The organism is Variovorax sp. Soil_C_39 (genome assembly GCF_057656815.1).
This window is the reverse complement of record NZ_JBDGJQ010000005.1, coordinates 325,446-345,970: the sequence shown is the minus strand read 5'-3', so window position 1 is coordinate 345,970 and position 20,525 is coordinate 325,446. Positions and strand designations below refer to the sequence as shown.

The following is a 20,525-nucleotide window of genomic DNA, read 5'->3' as shown; positions in this document are numbered from 1 at the left end:
AATACGATGGCGGCGATTCAACTTGTTGCATTTCTCGAGCAAAGAAGGAAAGACCGTCCATGCGTTTTCTCGCCCGCCCCGTCCTTGCGACCCTGACCCTGGTTCTGGGCGCCGCCCTCGCCGGCTGCGGCAGCGGCATCAGCCTCGACGAGCCGATCGAAGGCCCGCTCTGGCGCCTCGCGCAGCTCGGCACCGAGCCCGTGCCGCCCGGCAGCGACGCCCAGGTCCAGTTCGACGCCTCCAGCGGCCGCGTGAGCGGCTCGGGCGGCTGCAACCGCATGTCGGGGTCGTTCACGCGCAGCGGCATCACACTGCGCATCGGCCAGCTGGCCTCGACGCGCATGGCCTGCACCGATCCCGCGCGCGCCGCCACCGAGGCGCAGTTCATCTCGGCGCTGGAGCGTACGGCCAGCTACCGGCTGGCCGGGCCCGGGCGGCTCGCACTGCTCGACGCGGGTGGGCGCACGGTGGCAACGCTCAACGCCGCCGGCCGCTGAAAGCCGGAACGAAAAGCGTCAGCCGGTGAGGCGCTCGAGCGCCTCGCGGTACTTGGCGGCGGTCTTCTCGATGATCTCGGCCGGCAGGCGCGGCGCCGGCGGCGTCTTGTCCCAGGGCTTGCCGTTGATCTTGGTGGCCTCGAGCCAGTCGCGCACGAACTGCTTGTCGTAGCTCGGCGGATTGGTGCCCGCGGCCAGCGCGGCCTGATAGCCCTCGACCGGCCAATAGCGCGAGCTGTCGGGCGTGAGCACCTCGTCCATCAGCACCAGCGTGCCGGCCTCGTCGAGGCCGAACTCGAACTTGGTGTCGGCAATGATCATGCCCTTGGCGAGCGCGATCTGCGCCGCCGCCTCGTAGATCTCGAGGCTGATCTCGCGGATCTGCTGCGCGAGCTTGGGGCCGACGATCTCGACCACGCGGTCGTAGCTGATGTTCTCGTCGTGCTCGCCGGCCGCGGCCTTGGCGGCGGGCGTGAAGATCGCGCGCGGCAGCTTGGCCGCGTTGGTGAGGCCCTCGGGCAGCGGCACACCGCAGACCGAGCGGCTTTCCTGGTATTCCTTCCAGCCGCTGCCGGCCAGGTAGCCGCGCACCACCGCCTCGACCGGGATCGGCTTCAGGCGCTTCACCAGCATCGAGCGGCCCGTGACCTGCGGCACCTCGTCGGCCGTGACAACGCTTTCGGGCGCCTCGCCGGTCAGGTGGTTGGGACAAAGCTGGCCGAGGCGGTCGAACCACCACAGCGCCATCTGCGTGAGGATCTCGCCCTTGCCCGGGATCGGCTCGCCCATGATCACGTCGAAGGCACTGAGCCGGTCGCTCGCGACCATCAGGATGCGGTCCTCGCCGACGGCATAGTTGTCGCGCACCTTCCCACGCGCAAGCAGGGGCAGGCTCTGGATGGAGGAGGTGTGAACGGTGGTCATGGCAGGGGCGGCTGGCGCGTCGGCGACGCGGAATGAACGGAAGAATGCGGACGAACGGAGTTTAGGGCTTCGGCGCCTGCGACTGCAGCCATTCCCGCTCGCGCGGCAGCGCAAGGCCCGCCAGCGCATGGTCGCGCGCCCGCTCGGCCTGGGCCGCCGCGGCGGTGGAGAGCGCGCCATCGGTATTGGCGGCCACCAGGGCCAGCAGCTTCTGAATGCGCAGACCCACCTCGAGGCTGGCTGCGCCGTCGCGGGCGATGGGCTCCAGCACGTCGCGCACCAGGTCGGCCGGCGCGAGCGGCGCGATCGTGACGCGGCGAGCCTCTTCAGGCTCGGCGACCGAGGATGCGTCGTGATCGTCGCTGCGCGGGCGCGTGCCTTCGATCAGCACGCGCGTGATGGCGCCGAGCACGGCGATCGCAGTGCCCGCGTCGTTCACCGCGGGCGAGAGCGCGCGCTGCGCGATCTCGCTGAGCATGACCAGGCCGAAGCGCGGGTCCTGCCGCTCGGTGCGCTCGCGGCCGAGCACGAAGGCCTGCGCCACCCGTTCGACCAGTTCCGCACGGGCGTCCGGGTCCGGCGGCAGGTCCTGCAGGCGGGCCAGCACCGTTGCGTGCGAGACGAACGAACCGGGGCGCACGCACACATGGACCCGGGCGCCCGCGGTCTCGGCAGCTGCCTCGATGCCGGCCACGTCGATGTGCTGCAGATAGCCGGTCCAGGCGGCATGCACCGGCTCGCCGGCGACATCGGCCGCCGCGGTGTCCGCAATGATGCGGGCGCCCAAGCCCGGGGCGGCGCACCAGTCGCGCATCGCCTGCGTCGCCACCCGTTCCACCGTCTCGATGGTGTGGTTCATGCGACCCAGCTTCGACAGCGTGCCGATCCAGCGCAGCAGCGCGAGGATCAGGTAGGCCAGCACGCACAGCGTGAAGACGAACAGCACGAACCGCCCGGCCGCGCCGTAGTAGCGCACGCCGAGCGCGGCCAGCGCGATGATCGAGAAGATGAAGGCCGACACGAAGGCGGCGATCGCGCTCTGCGCGCTGTTGTCGGCCATCACGAGCCGCGTGGCACGCGGCGTGGCGGTGGACGAGGCCGATGCATAGGCACTGACCAGGATCGACAGCGAGAAGGTGCTCACCGTGAGCATGCTCGCGGCAATGATCGACAAAAGGCCCTCGAGCGTCTCGTGCGCGATGTCGGGCAGCAGGCCCGCTGGGACGAGCTCATTGGCCACGGCGGCCAGCAATGCGGCGCCGATGGCCGCCAGGCTCCAGAGCGCCGGGCGGAACCACAGCTGCTCGCGCAGGCGCTGCCACCAGAGCTGGTAATGGAACGCGGCGACCTTGGAACGCGCGCCGCGTGCCGCCGGCATCAGACGACCTGCTGTGCGAGTTCGCCCTTGGCGTACTTGGTGGCCACGACCTGCAGCGACTCGCCCTTGATCTTCGCGCCCTGGCCTTCGCAGCCGAACTCGATGTAGCGCTGCTTGCAGATCTGCTTGGCAGCTTCGCGCGCAGGCTTGAGCCACTCGCGGGCGTCGAACTTCTCGGGGTTCTCGGCCAGGAACTGGCGCACCGCGCCGGTCATCGCGAGGCGGATGTCGGTGTCGATGTTGATCTTGCGCACGCCGTACTTGATGGCTTCCTGAATTTCCTCGACCGGCACGCCGTAGGTTTCCTTCATGTTGCCGCCGTACTTGCGGATGATCTCGAGCAGGTCCTGCGGCACCGACGACGAACCGTGCATCACGAGGTGCGTGTTGGGCAGGCGGGCGTGGATTTCCTTCACGCGCGAGATCGACAGGATGTCGCCCGTAGGCTTGCGCGTGAACTTGTAGGCGCCGTGGCTGGTACCGATGGCGATGGCCAGCGCGTCGAGCTGCGTGGCCTTGACGAACTGGGCGGCCTCCTCGGGGTCGGTCAGCAGCGACGCATGGTCGAGCACGCCTTCGGCGCCGATGCCGTCTTCCTCGCCGGCCATGCCGGTCTCGAGCGAACCGAGGCAGCCGAGCTCGCCTTCCACCGTGACGCCCACCTTGTGCGCGAGCTCGACGACCTTGCGCGTCACGTCGACGTTGTAGTCGAACGAAGCCGGCGTCTTGCCGTCTTCCCTGAGCGAGCCGTCCATCATGACGGAGGAGAAGCCGAGGTCGATGGCGCCCTGGCAGATCGCCGGGCTCTGGCCGTGGTCCTGGTGCATGACCAGCGGGATGTTCGGGTACTGCTCGATCGCGGCCTGGATCAGGTGCTTGATGAACGCTTCGCCGGCGTACTTGCGGGCACCGGCGCTGGCCTGCAGGATCACGGGCGCACCGGTTTCCTTGGCGGCCTCCATGACGGCCTGGACCTGTTCGAGGTTGTTGACGTTGAAGGCCGGAATGCCGTAGCCGTTGACGGCTGCATGGTCCAGCAGTTCGCGCATCGAGACGAGTGCCATGGGATTACCTCGCGGGGAAATAGGAAGAAGAATGAAGACGGAAAGACGGGAGAAACTGCCGCAATTCTATCGACCGCCCTTGTGGGACGGGACTGACGGCAACCCGAGGAAATCGACGACAGGCGGCAGCACCGGCCCGCCGAGCCACTGAATGGGCCTTGCGAAGGCGCCCATCAGCGTGACATGGCTGAGGTTGTCGTACAGGTGCACCGTCACCGGCACGCCCGCGGTGCGCAGCGCCTCGGCCATGCGCAGGGTGTTGCGCTCGGGGTAGACCAGGTCGTCCTTCGCGGCCGCCAGCAGCAGCGCCCGGGGCGACGCGGCGCCCACGTGCGCGATCGGTTGCGAATCGCGCGGCGTGTCGGGCCAGTGAAAGGCGACCCGCACCTTCGGGTCGCCGATCGGCAGAAAGTCGTAAGGCCCGGCCAGGCCGATCCAGCCCGCGAGCTGCCCGGGGCGCGCGCCAACCTCGGTGAGCCAGCGCGCGTCCAGCGCCACCATGGCGGCGTTGTAGGCCCCGGAGCTGTGACCCATCACAAAGACCCGCTTGGGGTCGGCGCCGAGCCGGGCGGCATTGTCCAGCGCCCACTTGACCGCCAGCGCGCTGTCCCGCACGAACACCGGGTAGGTGTGGCGCGGCGAGAGGCCGAAGTCGGGCACCACCACCACCGCACCCCGGGCGGCCAGCGCCTCGCCGAGAAAGCGGTAGCTCGCGCGGTCGCCGCTGGTCCATGCGCCGCCGAAGAAGAACACCACCAGCGGGCGCTCGCCCTCGGCGGGCGGCGTGGCCGCGAGCGGCTGGTAGACGTCGAGCAGCTGGCGCGGCGCGCTGGCATAGGGCACCCCGCCCTGGAAGCGGTAGGTGTCCTCGGGCACCAGCCGGTCTAGCACCTTGAGCGGCGAGCAGGCCGAAAGGGCCGCCGCGGCCAGGGCGCCGAGCAAGGGAACGATGGCGCAGCGGCGCTTGCGGATCGACGCGAGGATCGGAGAGGTCATCGCGCTTGTACGCGCACGCCGGCGGTTCAGATCGGCAGCTGCGTGGTCGAGAGCACCTGTTTGAGCACCACAAAGGTCCGGATCTGCCGCACGCCGGGCAGGTACAGCAGCTGTTCGGCATGCAGCCGATTGAAGCTGTCGTTGTCGCGCGTGCGCACGAGCATGAAATAGTCGAATTCGCCCGTGACCACATGGCATTCGAGGCAGCCCGACACCTTCTGCGCGGCTTTTTCGAAATCGGCGAAGGATTCGGGCGTGGAGCGGTCGAGCACCACGCCGATCATGACCAGCATGCCGAGCGAGAGCGCATCGGGATCGAGCAGCGCGACCACGCCCCTGATGAGCCCCGCCGCCTTGAGCCGCTCGACGCGGCGCAGGCAGGCCGGCGCGCTGAGGTTGACCTTGGCGGCGAGCGCCACGTTCGACACCGAGGCATCGCGCTGCAGTGCACGCAGGATGGCGCGGTCGGTACGGTCCAGCGCGGGCGCGAGTGCGTCGGCGGGCTGCGACGGGGAACGCAATTTTGTTATGCGCATGGGCTCTCCTGCAAAACAGACCGGATCAAACAACCGCATCCTGCCCTGTTTTGCGCCAGTTTTCGCGCCAACTTTGCAACCACCCTTCGGGGGCTTGTTCCTACGATCAATGGCATTCCCCAGCCTGGAGTCCATCGATGAACCTGAAGAAATTTCCCCGCCATGCGCTGACCTTCGGCCCGACGCCGATCCACTCGCTCGAACGCCTGAGTGCGCACCTGGGCGGCAAGGTCGCGCTCTATGCCAAGCGCGAGGACTGCAACAGCGGCCTGGCGTTCGGCGGCAACAAGACGCGCAAGCTCGAGTACCTGATCCCCGAAGCGCTCGAAGGCGGCTACGACACGCTGGTGTCGATCGGCGGCATCCAGTCGAACCAGACGCGGCAGGTCGCTGCCGTGGCCGCGCACCTCGGCCTGAAGTGCGTGCTGGTGCAGGAAAACTGGGTCAACTACTCGGATGCGGTGTACGACCGCGTCGGCAACATCGAGATGTCGCGCATCCTCGGCGCCGACGTGCGGCTCGACAGCGCCGGCTTCGACATCGGCATCCGCAAGAGCTGGGAAGAAGCCATGGCCGATGTGCGGAAGGCCGGCGGCAAGCCGTTTCCGATTCCGGCCGGCTGCTCGGAGCACCCGCTCGGCGGGCTGGGCTTCGTCGGCTTTGCCGAGGAAGTGCGGCAGCAGGAGGCCGAGCTCGGCTTCAGGTTCGACTACATCGTGGTTTGCTCGGTGACCGGCAGCACGCAAGCCGGCATGGTGGTGGGCTTCGCGGCCGACGGGCGCGCCGACCGCGTGATCGGCATCGACGCCTCGGCCAAGCCCGCCCAGACCTTCGAGCAGATCGTGCGCATCGCGAAGAACACGGCCGAGCTCGTCGAACTCGGCCGCGAGATCGGCGCGCAGGACGTGGTGCTCGACCACCGCTTCGGCGGCCCCGAGTACGGCCTGCCGAACGAGGGCACGCTCGATGCGATCCGCCTCTGCGCCCGGTTCGAAGGCATGCTGACCGACCCCGTCTACGAGGGCAAGTCGATGCACGGAATGATCGAGAAGGTGCGGCTCGGCGAGTTTCCCGCCGGTTCGAAGGTGCTCTATGCCCACCTGGGCGGCGTGCCGGCCCTGAACGCCTACAGCTTCCTGTTCCGCAATGGATAGCGAGCCGCCGAGGGCATGGACACGCCGTCGGCCCCCACCCCAACCCTCCCCCGAAAGGGGAGGGAGCAAAACCGGGAACACCGTGGAACCGGCTTTGCCGGGCCACTGGTGTTGCCCCCTTGAGGGGGAGTCGAGCTACACGAAGTGAGCGAGGGACGGGGGTGGGCTCAACTCGCCCGGCAGATCTTGAGCATGTTGGTGCCGCCCGGGGCACCCATCGGCTCGCCGCAGGTGATGGCGTAGACGTCGCCGCTTTGCACGATGCCGCGCTTCTTCAGGTGGTTCTCGGCCTGCTGCAGTGCGGTGTCGCGGTCGCTTTCCGAATCCATCAGCAGCGGGCGCACATTGCGGTAGAGCGCCATCCGGCGCTGGGTGGCCAGGCGCGAGGTCAGCGCGTACATCGGGATGTGCGCGCGGTGGCGGCTCATCCACAGCGCGGTGGAACCCGACTCGGTGAGCGCGACGATGGCCTTGGCGCCCAGGTGGTGCGCGGTGAACAGCGCGCCCATCGCGATCGACTGGTCGATGCGGCTGTAGGACTTGCCGCTGAAGTCGGCGTCGAGCTGCTGGTCTTCGGCCGCCTCGGCGGCTTCGCAGATGCGGCTCATCTCCTGCACGGTCTCGAGCGGATAGCGGCCCGAGGCCGTTTCGGCCGAGAGCATCACGGCGTCGGTGCCGTCGAGCACGGCGTTGGCCACGTCGCTCACTTCGGCGCGCGTGGGCACCGGGTTGGTGATCATCGACTCCATCATCTGCGTGGCGGTGATCACCACCTTGTCCATGTCGCGCGCCATGCGGATCATCTTCTTCTGCAGCGCAGGCACGGCCGCGTTGCCCACCTCGACCGCGAGGTCGCCGCGCGCCACCATGATGCCGTCGCTCGCGCGCAGGATCTCCTCGAGCTTGGGGATCGCTTCGGCGCGCTCGATCTTCGCGATCAGCCCGGGCTTGTGGCCGTATTCGGCCGCGGCCACGTTGCACAGCTGGCGCGCCATCTCCATGTCAGTGGCGTTCTTCGGAAAGCTCACCGCCACGTAGTCGGCCTGGAAGCTCATCGCCGTCTTGATGTCTTCCATGTCCTTGGCCGTGAGCGCCGGCGCCGTGAGGCCGCCGCCCTGCTTGTTGATGCCCTTGTTGTTCGAGAGCTCGCCGCCGAGCTTGACGGTCGTGTGCACCGCCTCGCCCTTGACCGCGTCGACCACCAGCACGATGAGGCCGTCGTTCAGCAGCAGCCGGTCGCCGGGGCGCACGTCGCGCGGCAGGTCCTTGTAGTCGAGGCCCACGGCCTGTTCGTCGCCCGGCTCGGTGCGCGAGGCATCGAGCACGAAGCTCGTGCCCGGCTCGAGCCAGACCTTGCCCTGCGCGAACTTGCCGACACGGATCTTCGGGCCTTGCAGGTCGGCCATGATCGCCACCTCGCGACCCGCCCGGCGGGCGGCTTCGCGCGCCATGGTCGCGCGGTCGATGTGGTCCTGCGCGGTGCCGTGGCTGAAATTGAGCCGCACCACGCTGACCTTGGCCTGGATCATCCGCTCCAGCATTTCAGGGGTGCTGGACGCCGGCCCGAGTGTGGCGACGATCTTGGTGGCGTGGCGGGGGATGCGGTCCGTGCTCATGAAATTGGGTCTCCGTTTGTATTCGCTACTGTATACACTTTGTGTGTCCGACGGAAGCACCCCGCACGAGATCCCCGCCCGCCGGGTTCAACCGGCCGCGCGCCTGGACAGGATCTCGAAAGCGGGCAGGGTCTTGCCCTCGAGCACTTCGAGGAAGGCGCCGCCGCCCGTCGAGATGTAGCCGACCTGCTTCTCGATGCCGTACTTGGCGATGGCCGCGAGCGTGTCGCCGCCGCCGGCGATCGAGAAGGCGCTGCTTTCGGCGACCGCCTGCGCGATGGCCTGGGTGCCGCCCGCAAAGGCGTCGAACTCGAACACGCCCACCGGGCCGTTCCACACGATGGTGCCGGCCTCGCGCAGTTGCGCGGCCAGTTGCGCAGCGGTCTTCGGGCCGATGTCGAGGATCAGGTCGTCGTCGTCCACGTCGCTCGCATCCTTGACGGTCGCGGGCGCATCGGCCGCGAAGGTCTTGGCCGTGACCACGTCGACCGGGATCGGCACGTCGGCGCCGCGCGCACGCATGGACTCGATCACGGCCTTGGCCTGATCGACGAGATCGGGCTCGGCCAGCGACTTGCCGATCTTGAGGCCCGCCGCGAGCATGAAGGTGTTGGCAATGCCGCCGCCGACGATCAGCTGGTCGACGTTGGCCGACAGGCTCTTGAGGATGGTGAGCTTGGTGCTGACCTTCGAGCCCGCCACGATGGCCACGAGCGGGCGCTTCGGCTGCGCCAGCGCCTTGGTGATGGCGTCGATCTCGGCCGCGAGCAGCGGACCGGCCGCCGCCACCTTGGCGAACTGCGCGATGCCGTAGGTGGTGGCCTCGGCGCGGTGGGCCGTGCCGAAGGCATCGTTCACATAGATGTCGGTGAGCGCGGCGAGCTTGCGCGCCAGCGCCTCGTCGTTCTTCTTCTCGCCCTTGTTGACGCGGCAGTTCTCGAGCAGCACGACCTGGCCGGGCTGCACGTCGACGCCGTCGACCCAGTCGGACACCAGCGGCACCTCGCGGCCGAGCAACTCGCCCAGGCGCTTGGCGACCGGTGCGAGCGAGTCCTCGGGCTTGAAGGCGCCCTCGGTCGGGCGGCCCAGATGAGAAGTAACCATCACCGCGGCACCGGCATCGAGCGCAAGCCGGATGCAGGGCACCGAGGCGCGGATGCGCGTGTCCTCGGTGATGCGGCCCGCGTCGTCTTGCGGCACGTTGAGATCGGCACGGATGAAAACGCGCTGGCCGGCGGCCTGGCCCTGCGCGCAGAGGTCGGTGAATCGGATGACGTTCATGGGTCTCTGGAGATGATGGAAAACAGGTCGTCTTGCATTGTAGGTTTCGCTCCGTGTGCGCACTCAACCCCTGGGCTGCGCCTTCGCGAAGCGCTCGAGGATGCCGACGAAGCTCGCCGCCGCGGGCGAGAGCGAACGCCGCGCCGCGCTGTAGACGCAGACCTCGCGGTGGAAGTCGGGCGCCTCGAGCCGCACCATCTGCAGGCCGTGCGCGCGCACCAGCGGCGCCGAGTAGGTGGGGCACACGGTGAGCCCCAGCCCCGAGGCCACCATGCCGAGCGCGGTGGTCATGTACGACACCTCCTGCGTGCCCGGGCGCAGCATGTAGGCGCGCTCCGCGGGGCCGAGCTCGGGCAGCACGCGCTGGCGGAAGTCGCGCGTGGGCGCGATGAAGGTGTAGGGGTCGAGCTCGTGCCAGCGCACCTTGCGGCGCTTCGCAAAAGCGTGGTCGGGCGGGCAGATCAGCCAGTGCCGGTCGCGAAATAGCACGCGGCGTTCGATGGCGGCGTCCACCGCCACGTCCTGCCCGACCGCGAGCTCCACGTCGCCCGCGACGACCCCCCCGAGCAGGTGCTCGGGCAGCGTGTCGGCAAGCCGCACGTCGATGTCGGGATAGGCCTCGCGGTAAGCCGCCATGACGCGCGGCATCAGCGTGCAGGCCATGAGCTGCGGCGCTGCAAGCCGCAACAGGCCTTTCTTCTTGTCACGCAGGTCGGTCACGCCGGCCACCGCGCTCGACAGGTCGCCGAGCAGCCGGTGCACCGCGGGCAGGAACTCGCGCCCCGCTTCGGACAGCTGCACGCGCCGCGTGTGGCGGTCGAGCAATTGCACGCCCATCTCGCGCTCGAGTTCGCGCACCAGCACGCTGAGCGCCGACTGCGTGAGGTGCAGCTGCTGCGCGGCGGCAGTGAAGCTGCCGGTCGCGGCCACGGCCGCAAAGGCGCGCAGCTGGCGCAATGTCAGATTCATATGTTTATTTCATCAATGGATGAATTAATTTCGATTGCATCATAAGAGGCGGCATCGCCCAATAGCGGCTTCAAGAAAGACACGCCATGCCGACGACCGCCCATCCGGCCCCACCGCCCGCGCCGCCTGTGCGCGGACTGCACCATTTCGCCTGGCGCTGCCGCGACAGCGAAGAGACGCGCCGCTTCTACGAAGACCTGCTGGGCCTGCCGCTGGCCCACATCATCCAGAGCGACCATGTGCCGAGCACGGGCGAGTACTGCCCCTACGTGCACATCTTCTTCCAGATGCGCGACGGCTCGTTCATCGCCTTCTTCGACCTCGGCGACGACACGGCGGCGCTGCCCTCGCCGAACACACCGGCCTGGGTGAACCACATCGCGCTTCGGGTCGATTCGGTGGCCGACCTGCTGGCCGCCAAGGCGCGCCTCGAAGCGGCCGGGGTGGAGGTGCTCGGCGTGACCGACCACCACATCATCGAGTCGATCTACTTCTTCGACCCGAACGGCATCCGCGTGGAACTCACCACGCCCACCGTGCCGCAGGCCGAGATGGACGCGCATGCGCGCACCGCCCGCGCGGCGCTCGACGCCTGGACCGCGCGCAAGGCCGGGCTGCGCGCCGCGAAGGAGGAGGCCCATGGCTGAACCGCAGCTGGCCGTCATCGACGTGAAGCCCGGTGCGGCACTCGAGAGCCAGTCGGGCCTGCAGATGCTGCGGCCGCGCATCTACGGCGCCTACCGGGCGCCCCCGGGGCCGAAGAAAGTTGCTGCGATCGTGATGCACCCGACCAGCAACTTCATGGGCCACTACCTGATCGGCCCGCTGGCCGAACGCGGCATCTGCTGCATGGGCCTGAACTCGCGCTACGTGGGCAACGACACGGTGCTGCTGATGGAGCGCGCGATCCAGGACCTCGGCGCCGGCGTGCAGTACCTGCGCACCGCGGGCTACGAGAAGGTGCTGCTGGTCGGCAACTCGGGCGGCGCGGCGCTCGCGAGCTTCTACCAGGCGCAGGCCGAGCAGCTCACCGCCACGCACTTTCCCGATGGAGACCCCACGCACCTGCACCCGCACGACCTGCCGCCCGTGGACGGCATCGCGCTGTGCGCCGCGCACCTGGGCCGCACGCGGCTGATGCGCGACTGGATCGATCCGTCAGTGACCGACGAACACGATCCGCTCTCGGTCGATCCCGAACTCGACATGTACGACGCGCGCCATCGCGTGCCCTACGACCGCGATTTCCTCGCGCGCTTCGGCGCGGCCCAGCAGGCGCGGCTCGAACGCATCGAGCAATGGTGCGTGGCGCGGCTCGCGATGCTGCGCAATCCCTCTGTCACGCCGGGTGCGCCGCGCGACCAGGCCTTCGTGATCTACCGCACGCATGCCGATCCGCGCTGTGTCGACCTCTCGCTCGACGCGAACGACCGGCTCGCCGGCAGCGTCTGGGGCGATGCGCGGCAGGTCAACTACTCGGCCAATGCGATGGGCCGCACCACGTCGCTGACCGCTTTTCTCTCGCAATGGTCGTCGCGCTCGCAGGCCGACGGACCGACGAACCTCGCGCGCACCACGGTGCCGACGCTGCTGCTGACCTACACCGCCGACCAGTCGACCTTCCCGAGCACGCGCGATGCCTGGATGGCCGCGGGCGGCGCGCGCATCCGCAACGTCGACATCGTGGGCGGCAACCACTATCTCGCGGGCCAGGCCGCGCTGGTGCCGAAAGCGGCCGACGCGATCGCCGAGTTCGCCCACGCGCTGTAGCCGCCGTAGAAAAGCATGGAAAGCATGGAAAGCTTCAACTTCGCACCCGCCTACGAACTACCGAGCTGGCCCTTCGTGCCGCCGCCCGAACTGGAAAGACTAGAGGTCGTGCGGCACCCGATCGTGATCGTCGGCGCCGGCCCCGCGGGCCTCACGCTCGCCTGCGACCTCGCGCAGCGCGGCGTGCGCGCGCTGCTGCTCGACGAGGACGACACCGTGGGCGTGCGCGGCGCCTCGTCGCGCGGCATCTGCTACGCGCAGAAGAGCCTGGAGATCTTCGAGCGGCTCGGCATCTACGAACGCATTGCGGCCAAGGGCATCACCTGGTCGCTCGGGCGCACCTTTTCGGGTGAGGCCGAGGTCTACAGCTTCAACCTGCAGGCCGCGAACGTCTCCGCGCAGCCGCCGTTCATCAACCTGCAGCAGTTCTACATCGAGTGGTTCCTGGTCGACCGCATCCTCGAACTCGGCCTGACCGACCTGCGCTGGAAGCACCGCGTCGCGCACGTCGAGCCGCTGGCCGACGGCGTGCGCCTCGAGGTCGAGACGCCTGCCGGCCGCTACACCCTCGAGGCCGACCGGCTGATCGACGCGACCGGGGCCAACAGCCCGATCCGCACGCAGCTCGGCATCGAGGCCCATGCCTCCCGCAGCACCGACCGCTGGTGCATCAGCGACGTGCGCTTCGAGAAGCCGCTGCCGACCGAGCGCTGGACCTGGGTCGACGCGCCGTTCAACGAAGGCCGCGGCGTCTGGCAGCACCTGATGGCCGACGGGGTCTGGCGCATCGACTACCAGATGGCCGAAGACTGCGACACCGACCACATCAGCCGCCCCGAAGTGGCCGGTGCGCGGCTGCGCGCACAGCTCGGGCCCGACGTGGCGTTCGAGTTCGTCTGGATCGGCCCCTACGGCTACCGCGACCACCTGCTCGACAGCTTCCGCCACGGGCGGGTGTTCTTCATCGGCGATGCGGCGCATGTGGTGAGCCCCTTCGGCGCGCGCGGCGGCAACACCGGCATCCAGGACGCGGCGAACCTGGGCTGGAAGCTCGCGCTGGCCGCGAAGGGGCGGGCGGGCGACGCGCTGCTCGACAGCTACGACGCTGAACGCCAGCCCGCTGCAAAGGAAAACCTCACCGTCACGAGCCGCTCGGCACGCTTTCTCGCGCCGCGTTCGCCGGCCGAGCACACGCTGCGGCGCGCGGTGGTGTCGCTGGCGGCGCGCCACCCGTTCGCACGGGCGCTGGTGAACACCGGCCGCATGTCGGTGGCCAACGACTATCCGGCGGCGCCGCTGCTGCCCGAAGGCGGGCGCAGCGTGCAGAACCTGCCGCTGCGCTGGGCGGACGGCGGCCGCGAGACCACGCTGATGCAACTGCTGGCCGAAGGCACCCGCTGCCTCGGGCTCTGGCGCGCGCCGACGCGCGCACAGGCCGCCGAAGCCGAAGCCAACGCGGCCTCGCTGCCGCTGCGCCTGCTGGCGGTCGGCGGCGACAGCGGCCTGCCGTCGCTGCAGGCCGACGACCGGCTCGTCGAACACCTCGGCCTGCACGCGCCCGGCAGCTTCGTGCTCGTGCGCCCGGACGCCTACCGCGCCGCAACGCTGTCCGAGGCCACGCCCGAGGCCATCGCTGCGGCCGTGCGCCGCGCCCTCGCCATCGAAGCCACACCATGATGATCACCGAACCCCGCATCCCCGACCCCGACGGCTTCTACGCCGCGCTGCTCGCCGCGCACGAAGGCCGGACCGAGGCGCAGAGCGCCGACCTCAACGCACGGCTGGTGCTGCTGCTGGCCAATCAGTGCGGCGACCAGGGCGTGCTGCTGGCGTGCATCCGCGCAGCCGCCGAAGCAGATCCCACGAAACCCGAAACCCCATGACCGCCCCTCCCTCCTTCGCCTCGGCCTCCGACACGCGCGAACAGAAGCCGCAGCTGCGCGAACTCGCGCGCGACGTGTACGGCTACATCAGCGACTTCGACCCCAACTGCGGCTTCGTGGTCGGCGACGACCATGTGGTGCTGATCGACACGCGGCCCACGCCGCGCATGGCGCGTGACTTCCTCGCGGCCATCCGCACCGTGACCGACAAGCCCGTCAAGCGCATCGTGCTGACGCACTACCACGCAGTGCGCGTGATGGGCGCGAGCGCCTTCGACGCGGTGGACCAGATCATCGCGAGCCACGGCACGCTCGACTGGATCCGCACGCGCGGGCAGGCCGACTTCGACTCGGAGGTCGGCCGCTTTCCGCGCCTGTTCGCGGGCGTCGAGGAGATTCCCGGACTGACCTGGCCGACGCTGAGCTTCGAGCGCGAGATGAGCCTCTGGCTCGGCAGCCGCGAGCTCCGGCTGATGGCGCTGGGCCGCGGCCACTCGGGCGGCGACACGGTGGCCTGGCTGCCCGACTGCGGCGTGCTGTTCTCGGGCGACGTGGTCGAGAACCACTGCGGCGTGTATGCCGGCGACGCCTACATCGGCGACTGGGCCGGCACGCTCGACGCGGTCGCGGCCTTGCAGCCGCGCGTGCTGGTGCCGGGACGCGGCGCGGTGCTGCAGGACGAAGCGGCCTGCGCCGAAGCGATCGCGCTCACCCAGGCCTTTCTCTCGACGCTGCTCGAGAGCGTGCGCGCCGGCATCGCCGCGGGCGACACCCTCAAGGGCTGCTTCGCGCGCGCGGAAGCCGCCATGACGCCGCGCTTCGGCAGCTGGCCCGTGTTCCAGCACGTGCTGCCCTTCGACGTCTCGCGCGCCTACGACGAGCTGAGCGGCATCGAGCACCCGGTGGTCTGGACCGCGGAGCGCGACCGCGCGCTCTGGCAGACGCTGCGCGGCGCCTGAGCCGCATCGGAATTCAAGCATTCACTACAAGCCAAGCAACGGAGACGAGAGACATGATGAAAAGACGCCACCTTCCCCTGTTCGCCGCAGCGCTCGCGCTCGCCGGCGCCGCCCCTTTTGCCGGCGCGCAGCCGGCCGCCTACCCGAGCCAGCCGGTCAAATGGATCGTGCCCTACGTGGCGGGCGGCGGCACCGACAACCTCGCGCGCGCGCTGGCCGAGGCGATGCAGCCGTCGCTCGGGCAGCCGCTCATCATCGACAACCGGCCCGGCGCGTCGACCAACATCGGCGTGGCGGCGATGATGCAGGCCAAGCCCGACGGCTACACGATCATGCAGGCCGAGAACGCGGCGCTGCTGTTCAACGAGCACATGTTCGCCAAGCTGCCGTACAAGCCCGCGAGCGACTTCACCTACATCGGCACCATCGGCCGCTTCCCGGTCGCGCTGGTGGTGCATCCGGACTTTCCCGCCAAGAACGTGGCCGAGTTCGTGCGCTACGTGAAGGCCAACCCCGAGAAGGTCAACTACGCCTCGCCCGGCAACGGTTCGCCGCACCACATGGCGATGGAACTGTTCAAGCAGAAAGCCGGCATCAACGTCACGCACGTGCCGTACAAGGGCGCCGCGCCCGCAATGACCGACGTGATGGGCGGGCAGGTGCCGACGATGATGCTCGACCTGGCCTCGGGCCTGCCGATCATCAAGGCCGGCAAGGTGCGCGTGCTCGCGATCGCGCTGCCGCAGCGCGCGGGCGCCCTGCCCGACGTGCCCACCTTTGCCGAGGCCGGCTTCAGCGACGTCAACGCCTACGCCTTCCACGGCCTGATCGGCCCGGCCGGCATGCCGCCCGAGGCCGTGGCGCGGATCAACAGCGAGCTTCGCAAGGCGATGAAGGCGCCGAAGGTCGAGAAACTGTTCGCCGACTTCGGCTTCGAGCCGCTGCCGGGCTCGCCGCAGGATTTCTACAAGCTCTCGCGCGCCGAAAGCGAGCGCTGGGGCAAGATCATCCAGGCGGCCGGGGTCAAGCTCGACTGAGCGCCAACGGGCAACGCGCCTACCAGCCGAGGCCCAGGTGCAGCGGCAGGTACACCGCCATGCCCGCGAGCATCGTGCCGAGCACGCCGCGCCGCCAGTAGAAGTAGGCGGCGCCAACCACGGTGGCATACAGGCGCGCATCGTGCAGCGTGGCGATCAGCTGGCCGTTGCTCATCACGATCTCGGGCGCGATCACGCCCGCGAGCGCGGCGACCGGCGCATAGTGCAGCGCACGGTGCGCCCAGCCGGGCAGACCCCAGGGGCGGTCGAGAATGAAGAAGAAGCAGCGCGTGAGCACCGTCACGCCGGCCAGGCCGACGATCACGGCGAGGGTCCAAAGGTCGGTGGTGCCGCCTGCGCTCATTTGTCGTCCTCCGCCACCGGATCGAGCCCGACCCGTTTCTCGAGCCAGAAGCACAGCAGCACCGCCGCGCCGATGGCGGCCACGATGTTGAGCTTGAGCGGCAGCGCATAGGCGGCCACGGCCGTGGCGCTCGCGACCAGCGCCGCCAAAACGCGCAGCCGCGTGGTCGCCATCGAGCAGACGATCGCCACCAGGCTCAGTACGCCGGCGAAGCCCAGGCCCCAGTGCTGCGGAATGAAGTTGGCCAGCGCAATGCCGAGCAGGCTCATGCCCATCCAGGAACACCAGGTCACGAAGTAGTTGCCGGTGAGGTAGGCCTCCTGGGCTTTCTGCGCATCGGTGCCGACGGGCGGCACAGGGTATTGCCGCGTGAAGAGTGCATAGCTGAGGTCGGCCGTGAGATAGCCGTGCAGCATGCGGCGCCAGCGCGGCATGTGCATGAGGTAGGGCCGCAGGTGCAGACTGAACACCACGAAGCGCAGGTTGACGCAGAAGCCCGTGGCCAGGACGACCCAGGCCGGTGCGCCCGCCACGAGCAGCGGAATGGCCGCAAGCTGCGAGCTGCCGGCGTAGACCAGCAGCGTCATCGCCACCGCCTCCACCACGCTCATGTCCGACTTGACCATGGCCACGCCGGTCATGAGCCCCCACGCGCCGATGCCCAGCGCGGCCGACGACATGTGGCGGATGCCCGTGCGGAACTCGGGGCGCCGGCGAATGGCCGTGGACAGGAACATCAGCCGAAGCGCTGCCCTGGCTTCAGCTCGAAGCCGCGCATGAAGTCGGCCACGCCGAGGCGCTTGCCGCCCGCGCGCTGGAGTTCGGTGACCATTGCGACCGAGCCCTGCGCCGCCACCGCGACGCCCTCGCCGGTCACGGCCAGGATCGTGCCCGGCGGCGCCGGCGCCGTCTCGCCCGGCACCGCCTCGGCGGTCCAGAGCTTGAGGATCTCGCCGTCGAGCGGGCTGTTGGCGCCCGGGAACGGATCGAACGCGCGAATGCGTCGCACGATCGCCTCGGCGGGCTGGTTCCAGTCGATCTGCGCTTCGTGCTTCTCGACCTTGTGGGCGTAGGTCACGCCCTCGGCCGGCTGCGGCGTGCGCGCGAGATGGCCGAGGTTCGCAAGCGCCTGCACGATCAGGCGTCCGCCGAGCTCGGCCAGGCGGTCGTGCAGCCGGGCGGTGCTGTCGCTGCCGATGTCGACGGCCTCGCGCAGCAGCATGTCGCCGGTGTCGAGCCCGGCGTCCATCTGCATGATGGTGATGCCGGCCTGCGCATCGCCGGCCTCGATCGCGCGGTGGATCGGCGCCGCACCGCGCCAGCGCGGCAGCAGGCTCGCATGGATGTTGAGGCAGCCATGCCGCGGCAGGTCGAGCACCCACTGCGGCAGGATCAGCCCGTAGGCCGCGACGACCATCACGTCGGGCCGGGCGGCCAGAAGCGCTTCGCGTGCGGCTGTGGCCTCGTCCGGAAACTTGCCGTCGAGCCGCAGGCTGCGCGGCTGAACCACGGGCCAGCCGTGGGCGACGGCGCACTGCTTCACCGGCGAGGCCTGCAGCTTCATGCCGCGCCCCGCGGGACGGTCGGGCTGGCTCAGTACCAGGGGAATGTCATGGCCCGCCGCGGCGATCGCCTCGAGGGCGACGCGCGCGAACTCGGGCGTGCCCGCAAAGACGACCTTCAGCGGGGTCAATCCCGGATCCGATCGAACTCGAGGTCGTCGCCCGTGTGATAGCGGCGCACCACGCCGGTGGGATCGATGTAGATGTAGAGCATGCGCCGCTCGTTCACGGCCTTGTAGCGCCAGGTCCAGACAGCGCCGTCGAACGAACTCACGCGGGTGATCTGGAACGGCCTGCCGTAGAACGCGAGCACGTCGTTCTGGCGCCAGCGGTCGACCTGGATGTCCTGGCCGAAGCGGGCCTCGCTGAGCACCTGCGTCACCGACACAACCTTGCCCGAGGCGTCGAGGTCGATGTCGGTCACCTCGAAGCCCGCCGGCATGCGCGAATACTGCAGCCGCTCGCCACCACCCGCGAGCGGGTAGCGTCCGGTGGGCGGGCCGAGGCGCTGCAGGGTTTCGGCCGCGCTCGTGCCCGGTGCGATGCGGGTCGGCTCGCTCGCGCAGCCGGCCACGAGCAGCGCTGCGGCCAACACGCAGCCAAGCGTTACCAGGCGGCCCGCGCGCATCATGCCCGGCCCTCCCGCGCCTCTTCGCGCTGTTGCTTGAGCAGCTTGCTCTTGATCCGGTTGCGCTTGAGCGGCGACAGGTACTCGACGAACACCTTGCCGAGCAGGTGATCGAGCTCGTGCTGGATGCACACCGCGAGCAGGCCTTCGGCCTCGATGGTGCGCATTTCGCCGTCGGCGTCGAGCGCCTGCACCTTGACGGCGGTGGAGCGCTCCACGCCGTCGTAGATGCCGGGCACCGAGAGGCAGCCTTCCTCGTTCAGCACCTTTTCGTCGCTGGCCCATACGATCTCGGGATTGATGAGCACCAGCGGCTGGTCGCGGTCTTCGGAGACGTCGATCACGACAAGGCGCTCGTGCACGTCGACCTGGGTCGCGGCCAGGCCGATACCATTGGCGTCGTACATGGTTTCGAGCATGTCGGCCACGAGGGCCTTGATGCGTGCGTCGACGCCCTGGACGGGTTTCGCGACGGTGTGCAGCCGCTTGTCCGGGTAACTCAGAATGATTCGTTTGGCCATGGAAAACGGAAGAAGTTGTCGCTATTTTCGCCAATTCCACGACGGCCCGTGCCTGGATCGGCTGAAAACGTTGCCCTGCCAAGGGCTTCGGGCGCAGAATTCGTAGCAAATTGTGAGATTCGTATGCGCCCGGATACGTCGGGCGCTCACCCATCCAGACATGAACAACAAGTTCCGAATCCCTGCCCGCCAGCGCTCGCATGTTCTCGCCACGTTGGCTGCCCTTGCGGTGATCTGCGGCGGCGGCACGGCCTGGGCCCAGAACTACCCGATCACGGCGCAGCAGCGCGCCACGGCGCAGCAGATCGCCCAGACCGGCGTGCCGCTCTCCGAACTCTCGCCGAACGCGCCCGACGAGTACACGGTCAGGTCCGGCGACACGCTCTGGGCCATTTCGCGCCTGTACCTGCTGCGCCCCTGGCGCTGGCCCGAGCTCTGGGGCATGAACATCGACGAGATCGCGAATCCGCACCGCATCTATCCGGGGCAGGTGCTCTACCTCGACAAGAGCGGCGGCCGCGCGCGCCTGAGCATGCGCCGCGGCACGGGCGCGAGCGGCGACGGCGGCACGATCAAGCTCTCGCCGCGCACGCGCTTCGATTCGCTGGCCGGCATGGCGCTGCCCACGCTGAACCCCAGCGTGATCGAGCCCTTCCTCAGCGAACCGATCGTGGTGGATGCCGACACGCTGCAGAAGGCGCCGCGCATCGTCGCGGGCAACGACAACCGCGTGCTGCTGTCGCGCGGCGACCGCGCCTATGCGCGCGGCAATGCCGACACGCCGCTCGTCGAGAAGCCCGGACCGCTGCAGAGCTTTCGGGTGTTCCGCAATGCCACGCCGCTCAAGGACCCTGGCACGGGCGAGATCCTCGGCTACGAGGCACAGTACCTCGGCAAGGCTCAGCTCCAGCGCGGCGAATCGACCACGGTCGAGACCGACAAGGAAAAGGACGTCATCACCGTGGTGCCGGCCAGCATCGACATCATCGCGTCGCGCGAGGAAATCCGCGCCGGCGACCGGCTGCTGCCCGAACCGCCGCGCCAGCTGGTGAGCTATGCGCCACGCGCCCCTTCGACGCAGGTCGAGGGCCGCATCATCTCGGTCTACGGCAACGCGGTGCAGTTCGCGGCGCAGAACCAGGTGGTGGCAATCAACAAGGGCACGCGCGACGGCATCGACAGCGGCCATGTGCTGGCGATCCTGAAGAATGGTGAAACCATCGTCGACCGCACCGGCGAACGCAAGGAGACGCTCAAGCTCCCGAACGAGCGCATCGGGCTGCTGATGGTATTCCGCACGTTCGAAAAGGTCTCGTACGCGCTGGTGCTCGAGATATCCGACACCCCGAAGGCGGGCGACTTCCTCGTCAACCCCTGAAGCTTTCG

22 protein-coding genes are annotated in these 20,525 nt (G+C 69.0%); 9 read left to right on the top strand and 13 right to left on the bottom strand.

Annotation, left to right across the window (positions count from 1 at the left end):
* Positions 1–59: 59 nt before the first annotated feature.
* The gene (locus AC3A6J_RS15895; protein ID WP_487860931.1) at positions 60–497 is read left to right on the top strand and encodes an META domain-containing protein; all 438 of its coding nucleotides are present in this window, start codon (positions 60–62) and stop codon (positions 495–497) included.
* An 18-nt stretch (positions 498–515) separates the two neighbouring features.
* Here the strand turns inward: AC3A6J_RS15895 and AC3A6J_RS15890 are convergent, their stop codons facing one another.
* From AC3A6J_RS15890 to AC3A6J_RS15870, 5 genes are all read right to left on the bottom strand, one after another.
* On the bottom strand, positions 516–1,421 hold the full coding sequence (locus AC3A6J_RS15890; protein WP_487860930.1) for a phosphoribosylaminoimidazolesuccinocarboxamide synthase: 906 nt from the start codon (positions 1,419–1,421) through the stop codon (positions 516–518).
* 61 nt (positions 1,422–1,482) lie between these two features.
* Positions 1,483–2,799, bottom strand: coding sequence for a DUF2254 domain-containing protein (locus AC3A6J_RS15885; RefSeq protein WP_487860929.1), 1,317 nt, complete (start codon positions 2,797–2,799; stop codon positions 1,483–1,485).
* Complete coding sequence (gene fba, locus AC3A6J_RS15880) at positions 2,799–3,863, bottom strand: class II fructose-bisphosphate aldolase (RefSeq protein ID WP_487860928.1); 1,065 nt, start codon at positions 3,861–3,863, stop codon at positions 2,799–2,801. Before fba ends, AC3A6J_RS15885 begins: the two co-directional genes overlap by 1 nt.
* Before the next feature lie 66 nt (positions 3,864–3,929).
* A complete protein-coding gene (locus AC3A6J_RS15875) occupies positions 3,930–4,859 on the bottom strand; it encodes an alpha/beta hydrolase (protein WP_487860927.1) in 930 nt (309 codons plus the stop codon).
* Between the two features lie 26 nt (positions 4,860–4,885).
* Positions 4,886–5,395, bottom strand: a complete 510-nt coding sequence (locus AC3A6J_RS15870) for an Lrp/AsnC family transcriptional regulator (protein WP_487860926.1) — start codon at positions 5,393–5,395, stop codon at positions 4,886–4,888.
* Positions 5,396–5,532: 137 nt separating this feature from the next.
* On the opposite strand from AC3A6J_RS15870, the gene AC3A6J_RS15865 reads away from it, so the two are divergent.
* Positions 5,533–6,549 (top strand): 1-aminocyclopropane-1-carboxylate deaminase, encoded by a 1,017-nt coding sequence (locus tag AC3A6J_RS15865; protein ID WP_487860925.1) that lies wholly within the window; start codon positions 5,533–5,535, stop codon positions 6,547–6,549.
* Positions 6,550–6,716: 167 nt separating this feature from the next.
* Here AC3A6J_RS15865 and pyk read toward each other — a convergent pair whose 3' ends face one another.
* From pyk to AC3A6J_RS15850, 3 genes are all read right to left on the bottom strand, one after another.
* Entirely contained in the window at positions 6,717–8,165 is a 1,449-nt protein-coding gene (gene pyk, locus AC3A6J_RS15860) for a pyruvate kinase (RefSeq protein WP_487860924.1), read from the bottom strand.
* Between the two features lie 87 nt (positions 8,166–8,252).
* A complete protein-coding gene (locus AC3A6J_RS15855; protein WP_487860923.1) occupies positions 8,253–9,446 on the bottom strand; it encodes a phosphoglycerate kinase in 1,194 nt (397 codons plus the stop codon).
* Positions 9,447–9,509: 63 nt separating this feature from the next.
* A complete protein-coding gene (locus AC3A6J_RS15850) occupies positions 9,510–10,415 on the bottom strand; it encodes a LysR family transcriptional regulator (RefSeq protein ID WP_487860922.1) in 906 nt (301 codons plus the stop codon).
* Positions 10,416–10,501: 86 nt separating this feature from the next.
* Here AC3A6J_RS15850 and AC3A6J_RS15845 point away from each other — a divergent pair, with 86 nt between their 5' ends.
* Genes AC3A6J_RS15845 through AC3A6J_RS15820 form a run of 6 tightly spaced genes read left to right on the top strand, consistent with a single transcriptional unit; the run spans position 10,502 to position 16,064 of the window.
* Complete coding sequence (locus tag AC3A6J_RS15845; protein WP_487860921.1) at positions 10,502–11,062, top strand: VOC family protein; 561 nt, start codon at positions 10,502–10,504, stop codon at positions 11,060–11,062.
* A complete protein-coding gene (locus tag AC3A6J_RS15840) occupies positions 11,055–12,185 on the top strand; it encodes an alpha/beta hydrolase family protein (RefSeq protein ID WP_487860920.1) in 1,131 nt (376 codons plus the stop codon). The genes AC3A6J_RS15845 and AC3A6J_RS15840 overlap by 8 nt, the downstream gene beginning before the upstream one ends.
* 24 nt (positions 12,186–12,209) lie before the next feature.
* Complete coding sequence (locus AC3A6J_RS15835) at positions 12,210–13,862, top strand: FAD-dependent oxidoreductase (RefSeq protein ID WP_487860919.1); 1,653 nt, start codon at positions 12,210–12,212, stop codon at positions 13,860–13,862.
* Positions 13,862–14,068 (top strand): DUF2783 domain-containing protein, encoded by a 207-nt coding sequence (locus AC3A6J_RS15830; protein ID WP_487860918.1) that lies wholly within the window; start codon positions 13,862–13,864, stop codon positions 14,066–14,068. The genes AC3A6J_RS15835 and AC3A6J_RS15830 overlap by 1 nt, the downstream gene beginning before the upstream one ends.
* Entirely contained in the window at positions 14,065–15,027 is a 963-nt protein-coding gene (locus AC3A6J_RS15825; protein WP_487860917.1) for an MBL fold metallo-hydrolase, read from the top strand. Before AC3A6J_RS15830 ends, AC3A6J_RS15825 begins: the two co-directional genes overlap by 4 nt.
* 56 nt (positions 15,028–15,083) lie before the next feature.
* The gene (locus AC3A6J_RS15820) at positions 15,084–16,064 is read left to right on the top strand and encodes a Bug family tripartite tricarboxylate transporter substrate binding protein (protein ID WP_487860916.1); all 981 of its coding nucleotides are present in this window, start codon (positions 15,084–15,086) and stop codon (positions 16,062–16,064) included.
* 19 nt (positions 16,065–16,083) lie between these two features.
* Here the strand turns inward: AC3A6J_RS15820 and AC3A6J_RS15815 are convergent, their stop codons facing one another.
* Genes AC3A6J_RS15815 through def form a run of 5 tightly spaced genes read right to left on the bottom strand, consistent with a single transcriptional unit; the run spans position 16,084 to position 19,139 of the window.
* Positions 16,084–16,428 (bottom strand): AzlD domain-containing protein, encoded by a 345-nt coding sequence (locus AC3A6J_RS15815; protein ID WP_487860915.1) that lies wholly within the window; start codon positions 16,426–16,428, stop codon positions 16,084–16,086.
* Complete coding sequence (locus tag AC3A6J_RS15810) at positions 16,425–17,165, bottom strand: AzlC family ABC transporter permease (RefSeq protein WP_487860914.1); 741 nt, start codon at positions 17,163–17,165, stop codon at positions 16,425–16,427. The genes AC3A6J_RS15815 and AC3A6J_RS15810 overlap by 4 nt, the downstream gene beginning before the upstream one ends.
* Positions 17,165–18,121 (bottom strand): methionyl-tRNA formyltransferase, encoded by a 957-nt coding sequence (fmt, locus tag AC3A6J_RS15805; RefSeq protein WP_487860913.1) that lies wholly within the window; start codon positions 18,119–18,121, stop codon positions 17,165–17,167. The genes AC3A6J_RS15810 and fmt overlap by 1 nt, the downstream gene beginning before the upstream one ends.
* Positions 18,118–18,621 (bottom strand): hypothetical protein, encoded by a 504-nt coding sequence (locus AC3A6J_RS15800; protein WP_487860912.1) that lies wholly within the window; start codon positions 18,619–18,621, stop codon positions 18,118–18,120. The genes fmt and AC3A6J_RS15800 overlap by 4 nt, the downstream gene beginning before the upstream one ends.
* A complete protein-coding gene (gene def, locus AC3A6J_RS15795) occupies positions 18,618–19,139 on the bottom strand; it encodes a peptide deformylase (RefSeq protein ID WP_487860911.1) in 522 nt (173 codons plus the stop codon). Before def ends, AC3A6J_RS15800 begins: the two co-directional genes overlap by 4 nt.
* A 160-nt stretch (positions 19,140–19,299) precedes the next feature.
* Here def and AC3A6J_RS15790 point away from each other — a divergent pair, with 160 nt between their 5' ends.
* On the top strand, positions 19,300–20,517 hold the full coding sequence (locus tag AC3A6J_RS15790) for a LysM peptidoglycan-binding domain-containing protein (protein ID WP_487860910.1): 1,218 nt from the start codon (positions 19,300–19,302) through the stop codon (positions 20,515–20,517).
* The last annotated feature ends 8 nt before the right edge of the window (positions 20,518–20,525 follow it).